Raw genomic sequence first — 16,292 nt, forward strand, 5'->3', positions numbered from 1 at the left:
GTATGGAGAGCTCAGAGCTTGTCGATGGAACGCCTGAGCTCTTCAAGCTCCGTATCAACCTCGCTCACCTTGACCGGCTGCACCCCCTCAGCACCGGCGGGCAGGGACGGGGCATCCGAAGAACCCGAGAGCTTGCCCTTCAGGGCCTCCAGCTCGGAATCGACCTCAGGTGCCCCCTCCAGGGCGGCGAACTGGCTTTCCAGATCTGCACCGGCCAGTTCAGCGGCGGCCTGACTGCGGGCCTCCAGGGCTTGGACCTTCTCCTCCATCTTCTCGAAGGCAGCCATGGCGGAATTTGTCCCGAGGCTGCCCACTGCGCTCTGCAGCTGCTCCTGGGCTTTGGCCGCCTGGGCCCGCGCCTTGAGCATGTCTTTTTTGGTCTTGGCTTCGGCGATCTTGCTTTCGAGCTGCACCAAGCTCTTCTTCAGCTGATCCACCTGGCCGCACTGGCTCTGCAGCTGGCCCTGCAGTGCGGTGGCGGTGTCCTGACAGGTCTTACGGCGCCCCAGGGCCTCACGGGCCAGGTCCTCTTCGCCTTTTTTGAGGGCCAACTCGGCACGCTCGTACCAGGTTTTGGCCTGGGCATCGGCCTGATCGGCCTGGTTCTGAATCCGCTTCTGGCTGGCGATCGCCGTGGCGACGGCCTGGCGCAGTTTCACCAGATCGGCCTGCATGTCCGCAACCGACTGGTCGAGGATCTTGACGGGATCTTCAGCCGCACTCAGGGCTGCGTTGGCGTTGGCACGAACCAACCGGCCGAGGCGATCAAAAAAGCCCATGGAGCAAGCAGAGCTGAGGCCGAGACTAACCAGCGCAGGCCGCCCTGCACAGCGCCAATTCCCCTAGGGTCTCCCCATGGGCATCGCCCCCCGCAACCAAACGCGACGCCAAGGGGACGTGAACCTCTTGGTGCCGCCGCCCAGGCCACCGATTCAAGGGCTGGGGGACTCCCTGAGCAGCCTGCAGAAGGAGTGGAAGGACGAGGGGAGCTTGGCGGGGCTCTGGCAGGCTTGGCCGCGGATCGCCGGCCCCCAGCTCGCACCCCACTGCCGGCCGCTGCGCCTGCAGGGCGGACGACTTGTGGTGGGAGCCCAGCACCCCCAATGGCTCCAGGCCCTTCGCTTTAACAAGCACCAACTGCTCGGCGCCTTGCGTGGCGCTGGATTTGCGGTCAAGGACCTGCAGTTCCAGCAGCACCAAAGCACGCCCTTGCCCCCAGCGGGCAGTGGCCTTGAGGAGGAGATTTGGGCGCAGCATCCCAGCCGTGTGGACGTCTTTGGCATGGGGTCCTGTCCCACCTGCAAACGCCCCTCACCCGTCGGGGAACTCCAGCGCTGGGGGCACTGCAGCTTCTGCCAACGGGACACGATGGATCAAGGGGTCGCCATGGGCACCCCCAGCGAGACCGATCAGTAGCGCTCGGGGCGGGGCTCCTGCCAATCCGGAGCCAAACCCGCCCGTTCCGCCAGGTCCTTAGACCACTGGTTCAGGGCTGGACGGGGAACTCGCCAAAGCTCGTAGAGACCGATCGTTCCCAGGCGCTGGTGCGGCACCCCACGCCAGTGGGGCAAGGTCGCGGTATTGCCGTCGATCACCACCAGAACGCTGGCCCCTGGAGACGCCGGAGACGGTTGCTGGCCGCGCCGCTGTTCCTTGGCCAAACGGTCATTGAGGTTCAGCGGGCCATTGGGCTGCACCCCCTCGTAGACCACCACCTGTTGGGTGTAGTAGTGCAGCGACGGTTTGAGGATGCCCACCATCGCCAGGGGCTCCTGGGGCCGCTGCTGCTCCAGCGCCAGGGAGGCCATACGGCGAATTGGGAGCTGACGTAGGCGGTCCCCCAACTCGACCATGGGCACCAGCGCGGTCACGACAAACGCCCCCATGCCCAACTGCTGAACCAGCAGCCAGCCCCTGCGGGCGCTGGAGGGGCCCCACCAGAGCAGCAGTGCCGCCACCCCACCCACGCCAAAGCAGAGCGAGGCGCGCGTCAGCGCTCCACTGGCCAGCAGGGCCGAGGACAAGGTCGGCATCTCCGGCTCATTAATCAAGGGAACCCAGAGGTTCCCGGCGGCCAGACCGGCCGTCAGCACCCCCACCAGGGCCAAGGTGCTCCCCCTTAGGACCGCGGAGCGCCATCCCGGCCGCAGGTTTTGCGCAGCCAAGGCAATCAAAAGCCCTGCGGCTGGTGTCGCGGGGATCCAGTAGCTGGGGAGCTTGGTGGCCGCTGCGGTGAAAAAGACAAAGACCGCCAGCAGCCAGCAGGCCGCAAAGCGCTGCAGGGACTGCTCGGGGGGGGCCGGTTGGGGACGCAGGGCCCCCACCAGACCAGCCAGCAGCAAGGGGGTGAAGGGCAGCGATGCCACCACCAGCACAGGGAAGAAAAACCACCAGGGCTGGAGGTGGTTGTTGACCACGCCGGTGAAGCGCTGAAGGTTGTGGTAACCGAAAAAGCTGTCCCAGTAGGGCTGCCCTTCCACCAACAGCTCAAGGACGTACCAGGGCAAGGCCACCGCCGCCGTCAGGGCCAGGCCACGCCAGGGTCTCCAAAGGGCCCATAAACCCGGGAGATCACGCTGCAGCAGGGCAAACAGCAGTGCAGTCAGCCCCGCCAGGACCACCGCCACGGGCCCCTTGGCCAGCACGGCCAGACCCAGCACCAACCAGGGAACCCACCAACGGCAGAGGCCGGCGTAGCGCCACCAAAACAGCAGCAGTGCCGCCGACAACAAGCCACTGAAGAGCGCATCACTGACCGAAATGCGGCTCCAGAGCAGGACCAGTGGCGAGAGGGCAAAGGCCAAGGCCGCCGCCATGGCCGTGACGGCCTGCTGGGCCCCATCAGGCTGGCCCTGGGGGCGGCGCAGCAGGGTGAGGGCCATCAGCAGCATCAAACCGATGGAACTGAGTGCTGATGGGAGCCGCGAGGCCCAGGTGCCGAAGGGATTCCAGAGGTCCTGAGCGGGCAGGGCATAGCCCAACCCCATCAGCCAATAGACCAGGGGCGGCTTGTCGTAGCGCGGCAAACCGTTGACCCGCGGCGTCAGCCAATCACCGGTCTCCGCCATGGCCTTGGCGGACGCGGCAAACAGCGGGGGGGTCTCATCCACCAGACCCGTCATGCCGAGCCGCCAAACAAACAGCAGCAGACCGGCAACCGCCACCAGCAACAGCACCAACCAGGGCTTGCGGTTGCGCACGTTGCTGGATCGAAGCAGGCCCGACCCTATCGCCCTTTCCCCATCAGGCCGGCTTCCAACCACTGCTCCAGCCGTTCTGCCAAAACGGCCCTGGAGGCCTGGCGCTCCACCCAGTGCCGGCACTGACGGCGATCGATCTGATCGACCCTCTCCAGCGCCTCTGCCAAGGCGCGGGGCTGGTCGGGTTCCACCAACCAACCATTGAGGCCGGGCTGAATCAATTCACCAGGTCCGCCCCTGCGGTAGGCGACAACCGGCACACCGCAGGCCATGGCTTCGACCACAACATTGCCGTAGGCCTCATTCCACTTCGGGGTGTTCAGCAAGGCCCGGCAGCGACCCAATTGCGCCTGAAGGGCAGCCGTGGGCAGAAACCCCCGCCAATCCAGGGTGCCCGAGGGAACGGAGGCTTCAACCCGCTGGGCGTAAGCGGGGTCCTCCACCAGGCCCCAGACGGCCAGGCGCTGCCCCAGCTGAGCCGCGGCGGCGGCCGCATCCTCCAAGCCTTTTTCAGGCGCCACCCGGCCGACCCAGCCCAACAAGGACTCGGGTTCTAGGCAGAGGTCATAGGCGGAGAGATCAAAGCCATTGCCGACCACAACGGGGGGCTGCGGCAGGGCGAAATCAGCGGCCTGGGTGGCGGTGTGGAAGGCCAGCCGGCGTTGATCCCAGCGGGCCACTTCGGCGATGGCCGCATCCATGGCTTGGTTCACCGAGCCCATGCTCACCAGGTGAAAGATCGGCACCTCAACCAGAGGGGTCAGCCAAAAGGGGAGCCAGTCGTAGCCCAGGTTCAGCACCAGATCGCAGGGCTCCCGCAGGGCCCGTTGCCAAAGCCGCGGCAGCAGTCCCTCAGCTGGCATCAGCACATCCGAAGCCCTTGGGGCGTGCTGGCAACTCTCCTGGGGCGCTCCTGCTTCAGCCAGCAGGGCGGCCCCATCGCAGCTCGGGGGCAGCCTGGAGCCCTCGGCCGCCACGACCGTCAGTTGATGGCCCCGCTCGAGCAGCCCACTCACCAGGCTGGTCAAGGTGAGCTCCACGCCCCCCGCCTTGCCGCTGCCCAGCGGGCCCAGGGCAGGAGCCACCACCAGGATCGACAAAGCGCGCGCGCTCATGGCGTGACCTCCTGCTCCATCGAGTCCGGTTGCCACAACTGGGTGCGGCGGTTGATCAAAACCACGCTCAACAGGGCCAAGGCCGCGCCGAGCCACTGCAAGGCACTCAGGCTCTCCTCGAGCAGAGCCACGCCGCAGAGCAGCGCGAAAACGGGGGTCAAAAAGGTCAGCGCCGTGAAACTGGTCAGCTCTCCATGGTTGGCGAACCAAAAGAACAGTCCATAGGCCAGGGCGCTGCCGAAGAGGGCGGCGTAGGCCATCAGCAGCCAGCCGGTGCCTGACCACTGCGGCCAGGGGCCCAGGGCTGCGGGGTTCCAGAGCGGCTCCAAGGCTGCCCCCGCCAAAAGAGGCAGCGCCCCCAGGGCCAGGTGCCAGCCGGTGACCGCCACTGGATCGCTGTGGCGGCAGGCATAGCGACTCAAGACCGTCCCCAGGGCCATGGCCAACGCCGCGGCCAACATCCAGAGCTCACCGTGGCTCCAGGCGGTCTCACCGAAGACCTCCGGGCCCATCAGCCACCACTGCCGCAGCAGGGATTCCGGCAGCCCGAGGCAGAGGATGCCGAGCAAGCCCACCAGCAGGCCCACCCAACCCACAGGATTAATCGCCTCGCCAAACAGGCTGCGGGCCAGCAGGGCCACCAGCAGCGGCTGGGAGTCGATCAGGACTGAGCCCAAGCCCGCGCCGGTGCCGCCCAAGCCCCGCGCCAGCAACCCCTGAAAGGCCGTGGCATCCACCACGGCGAACAGGGCAAACCAGAACCAATCGCGGCGATCGACCGCCATGGAGCGACCCAGGACCTGGGCCGCCAGCAAGACCACCAGCCCCGCAGGCAGAAGCCGCATCCAAGCCAAGGTGAGGGGACCCGCCCCATCCAGCAGGGGCCGCATTGCCGCCATCGCGGTTCCCCAAAGCGCGAAGGGGAGGACCATGGCCAGCCAGCGCAGATTCACCGGCTCCAATCGCCCACAGGCTCCTTTTTAAGATCCAGCCACTGCAGATCGACTCGATGCCCTGGCCCTGGCGACGCAAGTCACGCCGCAAACTCGCGCGGATTGCCATTGAAGGGCCCATTGCCTCCGGCACGCGCAAACGGGTGCTGAAGGCCCTGCGCGAGGTCGAAAAACGCGAATTCCCGGCCCTGCTGCTGCGCATCGACAGCCCCGGCGGAACCGTGGGAGACAGCCAGGAGATTCATGCGGCCCTGCTGCGCCTGCGGGAGAAGCAGTGCAAGGTGATTGCCAGCTTCGGCAACATCTCCGCCTCCGGTGGCGTCTACATCGGTGTGGCCGCCGACAAGATCGTCGCCAACCCCGGCTCCATCACCGGCTCCATCGGTGTGATCCTGCGGGGCAACAACCTCTCGCGCCTGCTCGAGCGGATCGGCATCCAATTTGAAACCGTCAAAAGCGGCCTCTATAAGGACATCCTCTCCCCGGATCGCGCCCTCAGCAGTGGCGAGCGGCAGGTGCTGCAGGAGTTGATCGACTCCAGTTACGGGCAGTTCGTCAGCGCCGTCGCCGAAGGCCGGGGACTCAGCGAAGACGAGGTCCGTCGCTTTGCCGATGGACGCGTCTTCAGCGGTGCCCAAGCCCAAGAGCTGGGTCTCGTCGATGCCCTGGGCGACGAAGAGCAGGCCCGGCGCCTGGCCTGTGAATTGGCCGAGTTGGACCTGGAGAAAACCAAGCCCATCACCTTTGGGCAGGAGAAAAAGCGCTTCGCCGGGGTCATCCCTGGACGGTCCCAGATCTCCCTGGCCCTGCAGTGGCTCAAGCTGGAGCTGAGCAGCAGCGGCCAACCCCTTTGGCTGCATCGCCCATGAGCCCTGAGCAATCGCTCCGCGCCCTGAGGGGCGCCACCACCGCGACGGCCAACAGCCGTGAAGCCATTCAGGAGGCGGTTAACGAGCTGCTCGACGCTCTGGTGGAGCGCAACAACCTCGAAGGCGCTCAGATTCTTTCGCTGACCTTCTCGGTCACCGCAGATCTGGACGCCTGCTTCCCGGCGGCCATCGCACGGCACAGGCCAGGCTGGGATGGGGTCGCCCTGCTCGACTGCCAGCAAATGGCCGTGGCCGGTGATCTGGAGCGCTGCATTCGCCTCCTGGCCCACGTCTGGCTCGAGCGACCCGCTCGCCATGCCTATCTGCGGGAGGCCGCACGGCTCAGGCCCGACCTCGCCGCCTCCTAAGGCAGTCGCATCTGGTCACAACTGCCAGCTGCCTGGCCGCCCACCGGCCCCGACCTGAACCCCTGCCCCCCTGAGAATGGGCCAAACGGGTCAAGTTTCAGGCGCAATGATCAATCGCAAGCGGATCTCTTTGAAACGAATGTCCCTCAAACAGACAGCGATCAAGCTCGCCGCCGCCTTTGGCTGCGGAGCTGCGCTAGCCGGAGCCCAGCTTGGACTGGCTCCCAAAGCAGCCCTGGCCCAGGGAACGCCCAGCATCATGGAGTTCCGCTGGGATAACACCAAGGATTACCGCAAGCTCTACTACTTCACAACGAACACCGTTCGTCAACAGCGCGCTGAATACTATTTTTTGCTCAAACCGAAGGATCGCAAAACCGCGATCTTGAAGCTGGCCATCTCGATTCCCCAGAGCTTCGACACAACGATTGATCCGCAAAAGATCAAGCTCTGCTACATGAAGTCGGGCAGCATGACCAAGCGCACCCGCTGCGAAGAGACCATTCCGGCGACCGTGGAGGTCACCACCGATGGCCGCTCGATTGAGATCTTCCCGGACACCCCCGTGCCCGTCGGCAAGACCATCGGCGTCTACATGCAGGTGATCAATCCGCCCAGCGCAGGCATGTTCCAGCTCAACGCCCTGGCGCAGGCCCCAGGCGCCGTGCCGATCTCGGGTTACCTGGGCAGCTGGCTGATCCAGGTGGACGCCACCTCGGATTTCTGAGTCACCCCAGCTGATAAATTGGGCGATCGACGTTGAAGGCGCAGCCGAGCCGGAGCCATGACCAAGCGCACCCTTGAAGGAACCAGCCGTAAGCGCAAACGGGTGTCCGGTTTCCGTGTTCGCATGCGGAGCCACACCGGCCGTCGCGTGATCCGCTCCCGCCGTAAGCGCGGCCGGGCCCGTCTGTCGGTCTGATCCCCTGAAGCCCTTGCTCTCGACGAGCGAGGGCAGCAACGCCCCCTCAGCCAACCCCGCGTAGCCCCAAGCCATGGCGCTCTCTCGGGAACACAGGCTGAGGGGGCGTTTTGTGTTTGATCGGATCTACCAAAAGGGTCGGCGGATCCACGGCCAGTGGATGGTCCTCAGAACCATGGCCGCCAAGCCCGAACTGCTGAAAACCGATCCACGGGACCACACCCCCTTGAGCTGCCGCCTGGGCGTTGTGGTCAGCAGCAAGGTCAGCAAACGCTCCGTGGAACGCAACCGGTTGCGTCGTCTGCTGCATGGCCATCTCAGCCGACTGATCGCGAACCAGGGCGAGGGGATCTGGCTGTTGATCTCGCTCAAACCGGGTAGTGCGGACACGGAAGAGCAACTCCTCCTGGGAGAATGTTCCGAACTCCTTGCCAAGGCAGGACTGAGACCATGAGCGCTGCCTCCCAACCCGCTCCCGTCGCCCCGGGGGCCAGCATCAATGAGGAGGTCTTCTATGAAGGCGGGCCTGCCAAGGGTGATCTGATCACCAACCTGCTCTTCGGGCTCACCCTGATCGGCATCCCCTTCGCCGTGGGCGCCCTGGTGCGCGCCCTCTGGCTGCGCTTCCGGATCACCAGCCGCCGGGTTGAAGTCACCGGCGGCTGGCTCGGCCGGGACCGCACCCAGGTGGTCTACAGCCAGATTCGCGAGGTTCGTTCGGTCTCCCGCGGCTTCGGCTTCTGGGGTGACATGGTGCTCGTCCTGAGCGATGGCATGAAGCTGGAGATGCGCGCGGTACCCCGCTACCGCGATGCCCAAGCCTTCATCGAGGCACGGCTGAAATCCGGTCCCGCCGCCAAGAGCTCTGGCACCGCCGGATTCGGTGGCGACGCCGCCGCCTGAGACACTGACTCACACCTCCCAACCCCACCGTTAGCGACGCCGTGATCGGATACATCTCCGACAACCTGCTGCTGCCAATCCTGGATTTCTTCTACGGATTGGTACCGAGCTACGGGCTCGCGATCATTGCCCTCACGGTGGTGATTCGCCTGGCTCTCTTCCCCTTGAGCGCCGGCTCGATTCGCAATGCCCGCCGCATGCGGATCGCCCAGCCGGTGATGCAAAAGCGCCAGGCTGAGATCAAGGCCAAATACGCCAACAACCCGCAAAAGCAACAGGAGGAACTGGGCTCCTTGATGAAGGAGTTCGGCAGCCCCCTCTCCGGCTGCCTGCCACTGCTGGTGCAGATGCCGATCCTGTTTGCGCTGTTCGCAACCCTGCGTGGATCACCGTTTGCCGATGTTCCCTACACCCTCAATCTGAAGGTCCTGCCGGCTGATCAGATCGCTGCTGTTGAACCCAAGCCCTTCAACAGTGCAAGCCACTCCATTTTTGTGACCAGCACCGATCACGTTCCCGTGATCGCCAGCTTGGAGAAGGGAACCAAGCTCGGAGTGGGTGACACCGAGACCGTCAGCCTGCACACCAAGGATGGCGCCAGCTTTGCCTCCGTCCTCAGCGGCGTCGAGAATGGTTCCGCATTTGCCCCCACCTGGTCGGTGACCAAGGGCGAAGGCCTGGTCAGCGTGGACCAAAACGGCGCGATCCATGCCATCGCCCCAGGTGATGTCACGGTCGAAGCCAAGATCCCTGGATTGGCTGCCCGCAGCGGCTTCCTCTTCATCAAAGCCCTGGGACAGGTTGGCTTCTACACCGATGGCGCCATCAACTGGGATATCGCGATCCTGGTGGGCGGTTTCGGCGTCACCCTCTTCCTGAGTCAGATCCTCTCGGGGATGGGCATGCCCGCCAATCCCCAACAGGCCACGGCCAACAAGATCACCCCCGTGATGATCACCGGGATGTTCCTGTTCTTCCCCCTGCCCGCCGGGGTTCTGCTCTACATGGTGATCGCCAACGTCTTCCAGGCGGTTCAGACCTTCCTGCTGACCCGCGAGGCGCTGCCCGACAACCTGCAGTCGATCCTCGATCAGCAATTGGCTGCCGAAGCCAAAACGGTGACCGCCACGGTCACGGGTAGCAGCCGCATGCCGTTCGAACCGAAGGGCAAGAAATAGGGCATGGGCGACCGTCTCCAGACCGGTGACCCCCTCACTCCCGTTCCACTCCAGGAGCTCAAGCTGCTGGAGCAGGGCAAGCACTGGACCATCGACCAACGGCTCGGCGAACTCGACAGCCTGACCCCGGTGCGCGGCCAACTGCTTGCCGTGCATCGAGGCAATGTCCTCGAACTGGACGGCGAGGCCAACACCATCGTCACCCTCTGCTGTGACCGCTGCCTGCAGCAGTTCAACCACCCCCTGAGCTTCCAAACCCGCGAGGTGCTTTGGCTGGGGGAGCAGGCCCGGGAGCAGGGGATGGATCTGGAGACCGTGCTGGAGGCCGGCAGCGAGGTGCTGGAACTCGATCCCGATGAACTGACCGAAAGCATGGACCCCCGGGCGGATTTCGATCCAGAGCACTGGGTGTTTGAGCAACTCAACCTCCAGCTGCCGGTCGTGAATCGCTGCGGCGCGGAGTGTCCTGGCCCCAACCTGAAGACGGAACCGGGCGATGGACCCATCGATCCCCGCTGGGCTGCCCTGAAGAACCTGCAGCCATGAGCCAGGCCTGGGCGGACCACCTTGATCTCTTGATCCGGGCCCGGACGCCGATCCTCTGGATCCGGAGCCAGGAGGAGGAGAGGATCGCAAACCTCTTGAGCGACGCCGCCAAGCGCCTCGATCAGCGAGCGCTGGCCCGCTGGGATTTCATCAGTGGGCTCAAGGGCTGGCCCGGCCGGGACGGAGAAGCCGCGCGCAATCCGTTGGCAGCCCTGGAGAGCCTCAGCGCCCTCCCCGCTGAGCAGCCAGCCCTGCTGGTGCTGCACGACTTTCACCGCTACGCCGACGACAGCAGCATCTGCCGCAAGCTGCGCAACCTGGCCTCAAGCCTGCGCCAACGGCCGCAAACCCTGGTGATCACCGCGGCGGAATGGCAGCTGCCGCGGGAACTGGAGGAATGCATCACCCTGCTGGACCTTCCTCTGCCCAACCAACAGGAGATCCAGGCCCTGCTGGGAAACATTGCCCAGGCCAGCGGCCAGGCCATCGGCGCCGATCTTCTGGAGCTCCTCACCCACAGCTGCAGCGGGCTGAGTGAGCAGCGGATCCGTCAGGTCGCCGCCCGCGGCCTGGCCAGTCGGGGACAACTCGGCAGCGCGGACCTCGATGAGGTGCTCGAAGAAAAGCGCCAGGCCATCGCCCGCAGCGAACTGCTGGAGTACTGCCCAACAGAAGCCACACCGGCTGATATCGGCGGGTTGGATGCCCTGAAGCGCTGGCTCGAGCAACGGCACATGGCCTTCAGCGATGAGGCGCGCCGCTACGGGCTGCCGCTTCCCCGCGGGGTCCTACTGGTGGGTCCCCAAGGCACCGGCAAGTCACTGACGGCCAAGGCCATTGCCCACAGCTGGAGCATGCCGCTGCTCCGCTTGGATGTCGGCCGGCTGTTTGCCGGGCTGGTGGGAGCCTCAGAAGCGCGCACTAGGGACATGATTCAACGGGCCGAGGCCATGGCCCCGTGCGTGCTCTGGATTGATGAGATCGACAAGGGCTTTGGCAGTGCCGATGGCCGCAGCGATGGCGGCACCAGCCAACGGGTACTGGCGAGTTTGTTGACCTGGATGGCAGAGAAAACGACGGCGGTCTTCGTGGTGGCGACGGCGAATGGGGTGGAGAAGCTACCCGCCGAGCTGCTGCGCAAGGGACGGTTCGATGAAATTTTCCTCTTGGATCTTCCCGATGCCCAAGAGCGTCGAACGATCCTCGATTTGCAACTCCGCCGACGACGTCCCCAACACCACATTCCATTGGATGTGGTGGTTGATCGCACTCAGGGTTTCTCTGGGGCAGAACTCGAGCAGGTGGTGATTGAAGCGATGCACCAGGCCTTCAGCGAATCCCGGGAATTCGCAGAGGCCGACCTCACCAGCGCCGCGGCACAACTCGTACCCCTCTCGCGCACGGCCCGTGAACAATTGGAGCAACTGCAACAGTGGGCCAGCAGCGGCAGGGCCCGCCCAGCTTCAACACATTGCGGCGGGTAAAGAAGATCAACTGCAGGTAAAGAAGTCCGCGGTTCGCTCTCGCCCTTTTTGAAGACAGGCCCAAGCTGCACGGAACGCACCCAAGCGGCAATGGATCAACGCCCCGCCCTGGCTACACAACTGATGGTTGCTGGTCTTGGGGCCGGCGTGATCACCAGCTACGCGGTCGCCCAGGGACAGAATCCCCTGACCGCCCTCAGCATTACGGTGTTCTCAGCCCTGGCAGCCGTCCTGGTGGGCCAGGTCCTCTAGACCCGAGCGCAAGGCCATGCCCGCAGACACGCTTTCAACCAGTCAGCGGGAAAGCCTGATCGATGCCCTGCGTTCCTGCCGGAGCACCCAGGAACGCCTGGCCTTTGCCAAGGACTACGCCCAGACCGGCCGTGAACCGCTCTGGGAATTGATCTGCGACCTACTGATCAGCCGTTCGATCTCCAGGGCCGTGGCGGCCCATTGGCTCAAGGACCTGATCGAAGAAGGCAAATCCTCCTAGCGGGCGCTGCGCTCAGCATCGGCCTTGATCGAGGCCTCGAGCTGGCGGCGCTTGTCTTCAATCAAATGCGCACTGCTGACAAAGGCGCAGGCCGTATGGCCATCTTTGGTCAGGCAAACCTTGTAACCGAGACCATCGGTTGTGGGCTCAAAGTCCATCAAATGCATGCCGATGCGCCATTAGAGCTCGCACGTTGGCGGCCCACAAGGGATTGTCACCAGTAGTGTTCAAACCCTCAGGGGACGGTCGGCCATGGACGGGAGATTGGTGGTCATTGGACTCTTACTGGTGTTCGCTGGCTTGTACGTCTCGGTGTACTTCGTCACCCAGGGCATCACGCCTCCCACCTAGGTCGCCATGCAACCGCCAACGGCTCGCTCCTGGCGCAACTTCGCCATCAAGATTGCGCTCTTTTGGCTCGGGAAGTTGTGGATTTGCCAGGTTGATGCGACCAGACCGATCTGCCACATCGTCGAACGCGGCTTCCTGCCCTGCCTGCTGACCTTTGCGCTGATGGATTTCCTGTTATTGCCGTGGCTAAGGCAACGCCTCCAACGCAGGCGCTAGCAAGCCCCCACAGCAACCGTTAAAACCCAAAAGCCCAGGCCAACCGCCGCATGTTCAAGATCTACCGGAAGGTCTCGGAGTTCCTGGCTCGCTTTCTGACGGTGGGGCATCCCCTGCGGATCCCAGCGCTGTTGATCTCGCTGTTGTTTTTCTGCCTGGCCGCCACCTGGACCTTCTGGGCCACCTGGGCCGTCCTCAGCGGTGTGCTGGGCCTCTCCAACCTGATCGGCATCAGCGCTGGCGTGGGGATGAATATCGCGGTGTTGAAGCTGCCCGCTTAAACCCGGCTGAAACGCGCATAGGCCAGGTAACAGAGCAGGGTCAACACCAACACTTGAGCGAACGACGGCACAAAGAAACACGCCACCAGAACACCAAGCGTCAGTCCCAGAAGACCGGAGGGTTTCATCGAACGGGGTCGGCTCCTCCCCCTTATCCAGCAGAAGTCAGGAGTCGACCAGGGGAAGAAATACTGATGAAACCATCGGCCTTGACATCGCCGCGGCTTTGGCTTGGATCGTCCCTAACGGGAACGGGGCCATGGGCAGTTACTGGTACCAGTTCAACAACGGCGATCTGCTGCGCTCTGAGGTTCTCCCCTCTGAGGTGGACTGCCAGCCCGCACCGGGAACGCAGGGGCAGCTCGTCTACCAGGTGTTCAGCAGCCGCGAGCGCTTCCGGCTCCTCCGCCTCCATCGCAGACAACAAACCGCGGGCGTGGAGTGGGATCAGGCTGCCTAGGCTGATGGGATGACAGCCAGCGGACGGGCCTTCCGTTTCATCCTCTTGATCGTGGGCATTGGCCTCTTGGTCTGGATAACGAGGCAACAACCGCGTCCGACACCCAGCGGCGGCAGCGGACTGCCGGCATCTGGCATGGGCTCTCCCCGGCCCGGACTCCGCAGCTTGGGCTACTGAAGAGAACACCGAATGTTTCGCGACCTCTGCCCGGCCCTCGCCAACAAGACCTACTTCAACTACGGCGGTCAGGGGCCTCTGCCCACCCCATCGCTCGAGGCCATCACAGCCAGTTGGCGCACCATTCAGGAGCTGGGGCCCTTCACAACCGATGTCTGGCCCTTCATCGAGCAGGAAACCAGTCGCTTGCGTAGGAGCCTGGCGAGCTGGTGTGGGGTCGGCCCCCATCGCATTGCCCTCACCGAGAACGTCACCAGTGGATGCGTCTTGCCCCTCTGGGGCTTGCCCTGGAAGGAGGGCGATGAGCTGCTGATCAGTGACTGCGAGCACCCAGGCGTGGTCGCGGCCTGCCAAGAACTGGCCCGCCGCCACAACCTGACCCTGGCCACCCTGCCGGTGCTGGAGCTCTGCCAGACCACCGCCCAGCGGGCCCTTGAGGGAGCCGTTCTGGAACAGCTCCAGACCTGCCTGAAGCCCAGAACCCGGCTCCTGGTCCTCTCCCACCTGCTCTGGAACACCGGCTCCGTGATGCCCATCGCTGCGGTGGCCCAACACCTGCAGGCGCACCCCCAACAACCCTGGCTGCTGGTGGACGCAGCCCAGTCCATGGGCAGCCTTCCCGTCGCCGAAGCGGCGCAGGCAGCCGACATCTACGCCTTCACCGGTCACAAGTGGTGCTGCGGCCCAGAGGGCCTGGGGGGAGTTGCCCTCTCCGAGCGGCTCCTGGATCAAGGCCAGCCCACCTTGATCGGCTGGCGCAGCCTCGAGCAGGAGAGCAGTGCCGGCAGCAGCTGGCACCGCGATGGTCGACGTTTTGAGGTCGCCACCTCCTGTGTGCCCCTCTTCAGTGGACTGCGGCAATCCCTGGAGTTGCTCAGTGCAGAGGGGAGCGAGACGGAACGCCTCGAGAGGATTCGCCAGGGCAGTCACCAGCTCTGGCAAAACCTGCAGGCGCTCCCCGGCTGCCGCACCCTCTTGAGCGAACCCCCGCCAGCTGGTCTGGTCAGCTTTCGCCTGGAGGGAGTTGAGACCGCGCAGGCGGTTGAGGCCTTGGGTCAAGCGGGGCTCTGGATCCGGCGACTGGATTCACCGGATTGCCTCAGGGCCTGCACCCATCTCTGCACCCTCCCCACAGAAATCGAGGCCCTGAGCGCAGCCGTGAGTGAGCTGCTTCCCTAACAGGGTCGACTGCGCAGCGCCTTCTCGGCCTCCTCGCGGTCGTCGAAATGGACCTTCTTGGTCCCCAGGATTTGATAGTCCTCGTGGCCCTTGCCGGCGATCAAGACCAGGTCCTTGGGACCAGCCATGGCGATGGCCGCAGCGATGGACTGGGCCCGATCCACGTCCACTTGGACTGGGGTCCCCTCAGGGATCCCGGCCAGCACATCCTTGAGGATTTGCTCGGGGTCTTCGGTGCGGGGGTTATCGGAGGTCACCAAGACCTGATCGGCCAAGCGGGCAGCGATCGCCGCCATCTGGGGACGCTTGGTTCGGTCGCGATCCCCCCCGCAACCAAAGACACAGATCAGCTGCCCTTCCACAAAGGGGCGGCAGGCCTTCAGGGCACTCTCCAAACCGTCGGGGGTGTGGGCGTAATCCACCAGCACCGCCGGAGCAGCGGCGTCGCCGCAGTCCGCGCGGGCCACCTGAACCCGCTCCATCCGGCCGGGAACGCCCTTGAAGCTGCCCAGGGCCTCCAACATCGCCCCCAGGGGGAGTCCCTGCTGCAGCAAGACACCAACGGCCTCCAGCAGGTTCATCAGGTTGAACTTGCCCAGCAACGGCGAGCTGAACGCTCCGCGACCCAGCGGGGTAATCAGAGTTCCGCTGACCCCCTGCGAACCCATCTGCAGCGCCTCCATCCGTAGATCGGCGTCAGAGTCCGGCTCCAAGGAGGCCCGCCAGCAGCGATCCCCCAGGCGCTCGGCCAATTGCTTGCCCCAGGGGTCGTCGACATTGACCACGGCCCGGGCCTCAGGGGCCAGCAAGGGCGCTGCAAACAACTTGGCCTTGGCCTCGAAGTAGGCCTCCATTGAGGGGTGGTAGTCGAGGTGGTCCTGGGTCAGGTTCGTGAAGATCGCCCCGGCAAACCGGCAGCCACTGATCCGCTGTTGATCCAGGGCATGGGAGCTCACCTCCATGGCCGCAATCCGCGCTCCGGATTCGGCTGCCAGGGCCAACTGCGCCTGCAGCTCATCGGCGAAAGCCGTGGTGTGCTGCGCCGTGATGCTGTGGCCGGGCCAGCGGTTGATCAAGGTGCCAAACAGGGCAGCTGGGTAACCACAAGCGCTGGCCAGGTGCTCCAGCAGGTAGGTCGTGGTGGTCTTGCCGTTGGTCCCCGTGACCCCGATCAAAGCCGTGCGTTGACTGGGCTGCTGCCAGAACTCCGCCGCCAGCAGGCCGGCCCAGCGGGAGACGGGATCGGAGACCACCAACACCGCATCACCATCGGCCGGGGGCCTGGCCTCCGCTGCGGAGCGCCCAATCACCGCCAGGGCCGCTCCCAACTGAAGTGCCTCAGGCCAAAACGTTCCCCCATCCACCGTGGCGCCGGGCAGCCCCACAAAGACAGTCCCAGGGCCCACACGACGCGAATCGCAGCTCACCCCCTGCACGTCGCCATTGCCCAGCCCTGGGGGGACAGCCAGCCCGACCTCTCGCAGCAGGGAGTGGAGCCGTTGGGCCATGGGTGGGCGCGCGTTACCGCTGTTTTAAGTCGGTTCTGCGCTGAAAACGTCGCCGCTGAGACCAGTCCCGTGAGCCTCAATCAAGACAC

General features: G+C 64.8%; 22 protein-coding genes. 16 read left to right on the forward strand and 6 right to left on the reverse strand.

The features are described from left to right. Positions 1-11: 11 nt before the first annotated feature. Complete coding sequence (locus QZ184_RS00180; RefSeq protein ID WP_296416171.1) at positions 12-779, reverse strand: PspA/IM30 family protein; 768 nt, start codon at positions 777-779, stop codon at positions 12-14. Positions 780-855: 76 nt separating this feature from the next. Between QZ184_RS00180 and QZ184_RS00185 the strand changes: the two genes are divergently transcribed. Further along, positions 856-1,416 (forward strand): DUF721 domain-containing protein, encoded by a 561-nt coding sequence (locus QZ184_RS00185; protein ID WP_010318068.1) that lies wholly within the window; start codon positions 856-858, stop codon positions 1,414-1,416. On the opposite strand, the gene QZ184_RS00190 is transcribed toward QZ184_RS00185, so the two are convergent. The 3 genes from QZ184_RS00190 to QZ184_RS00200 are packed head-to-tail and all read right to left on the reverse strand — an operon-like array spanning position 1,410 to position 5,247. Further along, on the reverse strand, positions 1,410-3,200 hold the full coding sequence (locus tag QZ184_RS00190) for a glycosyltransferase family 39 protein (RefSeq protein WP_296416173.1): 1,791 nt from the start codon (positions 3,198-3,200) through the stop codon (positions 1,410-1,412). The genes QZ184_RS00185 and QZ184_RS00190 overlap by 7 nt on opposite strands. A gap of 26 nt (positions 3,201-3,226) precedes the next feature. Beyond that, a complete protein-coding gene (locus tag QZ184_RS00195; RefSeq protein ID WP_296417618.1) occupies positions 3,227-4,315 on the reverse strand; it encodes a glycosyltransferase family 4 protein in 1,089 nt (362 codons plus the stop codon). Then, positions 4,312-5,247 carry a DMT family transporter gene (locus tag QZ184_RS00200; RefSeq protein WP_296416185.1) on the reverse strand — a complete coding sequence of 312 codons (936 nt, stop codon included), beginning with the start codon at positions 5,245-5,247 and terminating at the stop codon, positions 4,312-4,314. The genes QZ184_RS00195 and QZ184_RS00200 overlap by 4 nt, the downstream gene beginning before the upstream one ends. Before the next feature lie 77 nt (positions 5,248-5,324). Here QZ184_RS00200 and sppA point away from each other — a divergent pair, with 77 nt between their 5' ends. From sppA to QZ184_RS00255, 11 genes are all read left to right on the forward strand, one after another. After that, positions 5,325-6,137 carry a signal peptide peptidase SppA gene (gene sppA, locus QZ184_RS00205; RefSeq protein WP_247479293.1) on the forward strand — a complete coding sequence of 271 codons (813 nt, stop codon included), beginning with the start codon at positions 5,325-5,327 and terminating at the stop codon, positions 6,135-6,137. Further along, the gene (gene aroH / locus QZ184_RS00210; RefSeq protein ID WP_010318074.1) at positions 6,134-6,505 is read left to right on the forward strand and encodes a chorismate mutase; all 372 of its coding nucleotides are present in this window, start codon (positions 6,134-6,136) and stop codon (positions 6,503-6,505) included. Before sppA ends, aroH begins: the two co-directional genes overlap by 4 nt. Before the next feature lie 139 nt (positions 6,506-6,644). Next, the gene (locus QZ184_RS00215) at positions 6,645-7,232 is read left to right on the forward strand and encodes a DUF2808 domain-containing protein (protein WP_296416175.1); all 588 of its coding nucleotides are present in this window, start codon (positions 6,645-6,647) and stop codon (positions 7,230-7,232) included. Positions 7,233-7,289: 57 nt separating this feature from the next. Next, the gene (gene rpmH / locus QZ184_RS00220) at positions 7,290-7,427 is read left to right on the forward strand and encodes a 50S ribosomal protein L34 (RefSeq protein WP_071778002.1); all 138 of its coding nucleotides are present in this window, start codon (positions 7,290-7,292) and stop codon (positions 7,425-7,427) included. Between the two features lie 73 nt (positions 7,428-7,500). Beyond that, a complete protein-coding gene (rnpA, locus tag QZ184_RS00225; RefSeq protein WP_296416176.1) occupies positions 7,501-7,881 on the forward strand; it encodes a ribonuclease P protein component in 381 nt (126 codons plus the stop codon). Beyond that, entirely contained in the window at positions 7,878-8,330 is a 453-nt protein-coding gene (locus QZ184_RS00230; RefSeq protein WP_010318078.1) for a PH domain-containing protein, read from the forward strand. The genes rnpA and QZ184_RS00230 overlap by 4 nt, the downstream gene beginning before the upstream one ends. 41 nt (positions 8,331-8,371) lie before the next feature. Further along, positions 8,372-9,508: a membrane protein insertase YidC gene (gene yidC, locus QZ184_RS00235; RefSeq protein ID WP_010318079.1), complete on the forward strand. Its 1,137-nt coding sequence runs from the start codon at positions 8,372-8,374 to the stop codon at positions 9,506-9,508. A 3-nt stretch (positions 9,509-9,511) separates the two neighbouring features. Further along, on the forward strand, positions 9,512-10,054 hold the full coding sequence (locus QZ184_RS00240; RefSeq protein ID WP_296417621.1) for a DUF177 domain-containing protein: 543 nt from the start codon (positions 9,512-9,514) through the stop codon (positions 10,052-10,054). Beyond that, positions 10,051-11,538, forward strand: a complete 1,488-nt coding sequence (locus tag QZ184_RS00245; RefSeq protein WP_296417622.1) for an AAA family ATPase — start codon at positions 10,051-10,053, stop codon at positions 11,536-11,538. The genes QZ184_RS00240 and QZ184_RS00245 overlap by 4 nt, the downstream gene beginning before the upstream one ends. 90 nt (positions 11,539-11,628) lie before the next feature. Continuing rightward, positions 11,629-11,790, forward strand: a complete 162-nt coding sequence (locus QZ184_RS00250) for a hypothetical protein (RefSeq protein WP_010318083.1) — start codon at positions 11,629-11,631, stop codon at positions 11,788-11,790. A 16-nt stretch (positions 11,791-11,806) separates the two neighbouring features. Further along, positions 11,807-12,031 (forward strand): RNA recognition motif-containing protein, encoded by a 225-nt coding sequence (locus QZ184_RS00255; RefSeq protein ID WP_247479301.1) that lies wholly within the window; start codon positions 11,807-11,809, stop codon positions 12,029-12,031. Here QZ184_RS00255 and QZ184_RS00260 read toward each other — a convergent pair. After that, positions 12,028-12,198: a hypothetical protein gene (locus tag QZ184_RS00260; protein ID WP_010318085.1), complete on the reverse strand. Its 171-nt coding sequence runs from the start codon at positions 12,196-12,198 to the stop codon at positions 12,028-12,030. The two genes, QZ184_RS00255 and QZ184_RS00260, sit on opposite strands and share 4 nt — an antisense overlap. A 450-nt stretch (positions 12,199-12,648) precedes the next feature. On the opposite strand from QZ184_RS00260, the gene QZ184_RS00265 reads away from it, so the two are divergent. The 4 genes from QZ184_RS00265 (at position 12,649) to QZ184_RS00280 (ending at position 14,695) form a co-directional block, all read left to right on the forward strand. Then, positions 12,649-12,879: a hypothetical protein gene (locus tag QZ184_RS00265; protein ID WP_010318088.1), complete on the forward strand. Its 231-nt coding sequence runs from the start codon at positions 12,649-12,651 to the stop codon at positions 12,877-12,879. Positions 12,880-13,138: 259 nt separating this feature from the next. Then, the gene (locus QZ184_RS00270) at positions 13,139-13,339 is read left to right on the forward strand and encodes a hypothetical protein (RefSeq protein WP_296416179.1); all 201 of its coding nucleotides are present in this window, start codon (positions 13,139-13,141) and stop codon (positions 13,337-13,339) included. A 9-nt stretch (positions 13,340-13,348) separates the two neighbouring features. Next, positions 13,349-13,516 carry a hypothetical protein gene (locus tag QZ184_RS00275; RefSeq protein ID WP_296416180.1) on the forward strand — a complete coding sequence of 56 codons (168 nt, stop codon included), beginning with the start codon at positions 13,349-13,351 and terminating at the stop codon, positions 13,514-13,516. Positions 13,517-13,528: 12 nt separating this feature from the next. Continuing rightward, on the forward strand, positions 13,529-14,695 hold the full coding sequence (locus QZ184_RS00280; protein WP_296417625.1) for an aminotransferase class V-fold PLP-dependent enzyme: 1,167 nt from the start codon (positions 13,529-13,531) through the stop codon (positions 14,693-14,695). Here the strand turns inward: QZ184_RS00280 and QZ184_RS00285 are convergent. Continuing rightward, positions 14,692-16,203: a UDP-N-acetylmuramoyl-L-alanyl-D-glutamate--2,6-diaminopimelate ligase gene (locus QZ184_RS00285; protein WP_296416182.1), complete on the reverse strand. Its 1,512-nt coding sequence runs from the start codon at positions 16,201-16,203 to the stop codon at positions 14,692-14,694. The two genes, QZ184_RS00280 and QZ184_RS00285, sit on opposite strands and share 4 nt — an antisense overlap. Positions 16,204-16,292 lie beyond the last annotated feature (89 nt).

Source organism: Vulcanococcus sp. DEBay_Sum22DG08_74, assembly GCF_017852955.1.
In the GTDB taxonomy this organism is placed as follows: Bacteria; Cyanobacteriota; Cyanobacteriia; order PCC-6307; family Cyanobiaceae; genus Vulcanococcus.

What these genes read in the sequence shown, in the direction of transcription:
- QZ184_RS00185 (WP_010318068.1), top strand. Translation starts at nt 856, where the DNA reads ATGGGCATCGCCCCCCGCAACCAAACGCGACGCCAAGGGGACGTGAAC.
- QZ184_RS00240 (WP_296417621.1), top strand. Translation starts at nt 9,512, where the DNA reads ATGGGCGACCGTCTCCAGACCGGTGACCCCCTCACTCCCGTTCCACTC.
- QZ184_RS00250 (WP_010318083.1), top strand. Translation starts at nt 11,629, where the DNA reads ATGGATCAACGCCCCGCCCTGGCTACACAACTGATGGTTGCTGGTCTT.
- QZ184_RS00285 (WP_296416182.1), bottom strand. Translation starts at nt 16,203, where the DNA reads ATGGCCCAACGGCTCCACTCCCTGCTGCGAGAGGTCGGGCTGGCTGTC.
- aroH (WP_010318074.1), top strand. Translation starts at nt 6,134, where the DNA reads ATGAGCCCTGAGCAATCGCTCCGCGCCCTGAGGGGCGCCACCACCGCG.
- QZ184_RS00180 (WP_296416171.1), bottom strand. Translation starts at nt 779, where the DNA reads ATGGGCTTTTTTGATCGCCTCGGCCGGTTGGTTCGTGCCAACGCCAAC.
- QZ184_RS00245 (WP_296417622.1), top strand. Translation starts at nt 10,051, where the DNA reads ATGAGCCAGGCCTGGGCGGACCACCTTGATCTCTTGATCCGGGCCCGG.
- QZ184_RS00195 (WP_296417618.1), bottom strand. Translation starts at nt 4,315, where the DNA reads ATGAGCGCGCGCGCTTTGTCGATCCTGGTGGTGGCTCCTGCCCTGGGC.
- sppA (WP_247479293.1), top strand. Translation starts at nt 5,325, where the DNA reads ATGCCCTGGCCCTGGCGACGCAAGTCACGCCGCAAACTCGCGCGGATT.
- QZ184_RS00200 (WP_296416185.1), bottom strand. Translation starts at nt 5,247, where the DNA reads ATGGTCCTCCCCTTCGCGCTTTGGGGAACCGCGATGGCGGCAATGCGG.
- QZ184_RS00260 (WP_010318085.1), bottom strand. Translation starts at nt 12,198, where the DNA reads ATGCATTTGATGGACTTTGAGCCCACAACCGATGGTCTCGGTTACAAG.
- QZ184_RS00270 (WP_296416179.1), top strand. Translation starts at nt 13,139, where the DNA reads ATGGGCAGTTACTGGTACCAGTTCAACAACGGCGATCTGCTGCGCTCT.
- QZ184_RS00280 (WP_296417625.1), top strand. Translation starts at nt 13,529, where the DNA reads ATGTTTCGCGACCTCTGCCCGGCCCTCGCCAACAAGACCTACTTCAAC.
- QZ184_RS00230 (WP_010318078.1), top strand. Translation starts at nt 7,878, where the DNA reads ATGAGCGCTGCCTCCCAACCCGCTCCCGTCGCCCCGGGGGCCAGCATC.
- QZ184_RS00265 (WP_010318088.1), top strand. Translation starts at nt 12,649, where the DNA reads ATGTTCAAGATCTACCGGAAGGTCTCGGAGTTCCTGGCTCGCTTTCTG.
- rnpA (WP_296416176.1), top strand. Translation starts at nt 7,501, where the DNA reads ATGGCGCTCTCTCGGGAACACAGGCTGAGGGGGCGTTTTGTGTTTGAT.
- QZ184_RS00215 (WP_296416175.1), top strand. Translation starts at nt 6,645, where the DNA reads ATGTCCCTCAAACAGACAGCGATCAAGCTCGCCGCCGCCTTTGGCTGC.
- QZ184_RS00275 (WP_296416180.1), top strand. Translation starts at nt 13,349, where the DNA reads ATGACAGCCAGCGGACGGGCCTTCCGTTTCATCCTCTTGATCGTGGGC.
- QZ184_RS00255 (WP_247479301.1), top strand. Translation starts at nt 11,807, where the DNA reads ATGCCCGCAGACACGCTTTCAACCAGTCAGCGGGAAAGCCTGATCGAT.
- rpmH (WP_071778002.1), top strand. Translation starts at nt 7,290, where the DNA reads ATGACCAAGCGCACCCTTGAAGGAACCAGCCGTAAGCGCAAACGGGTG.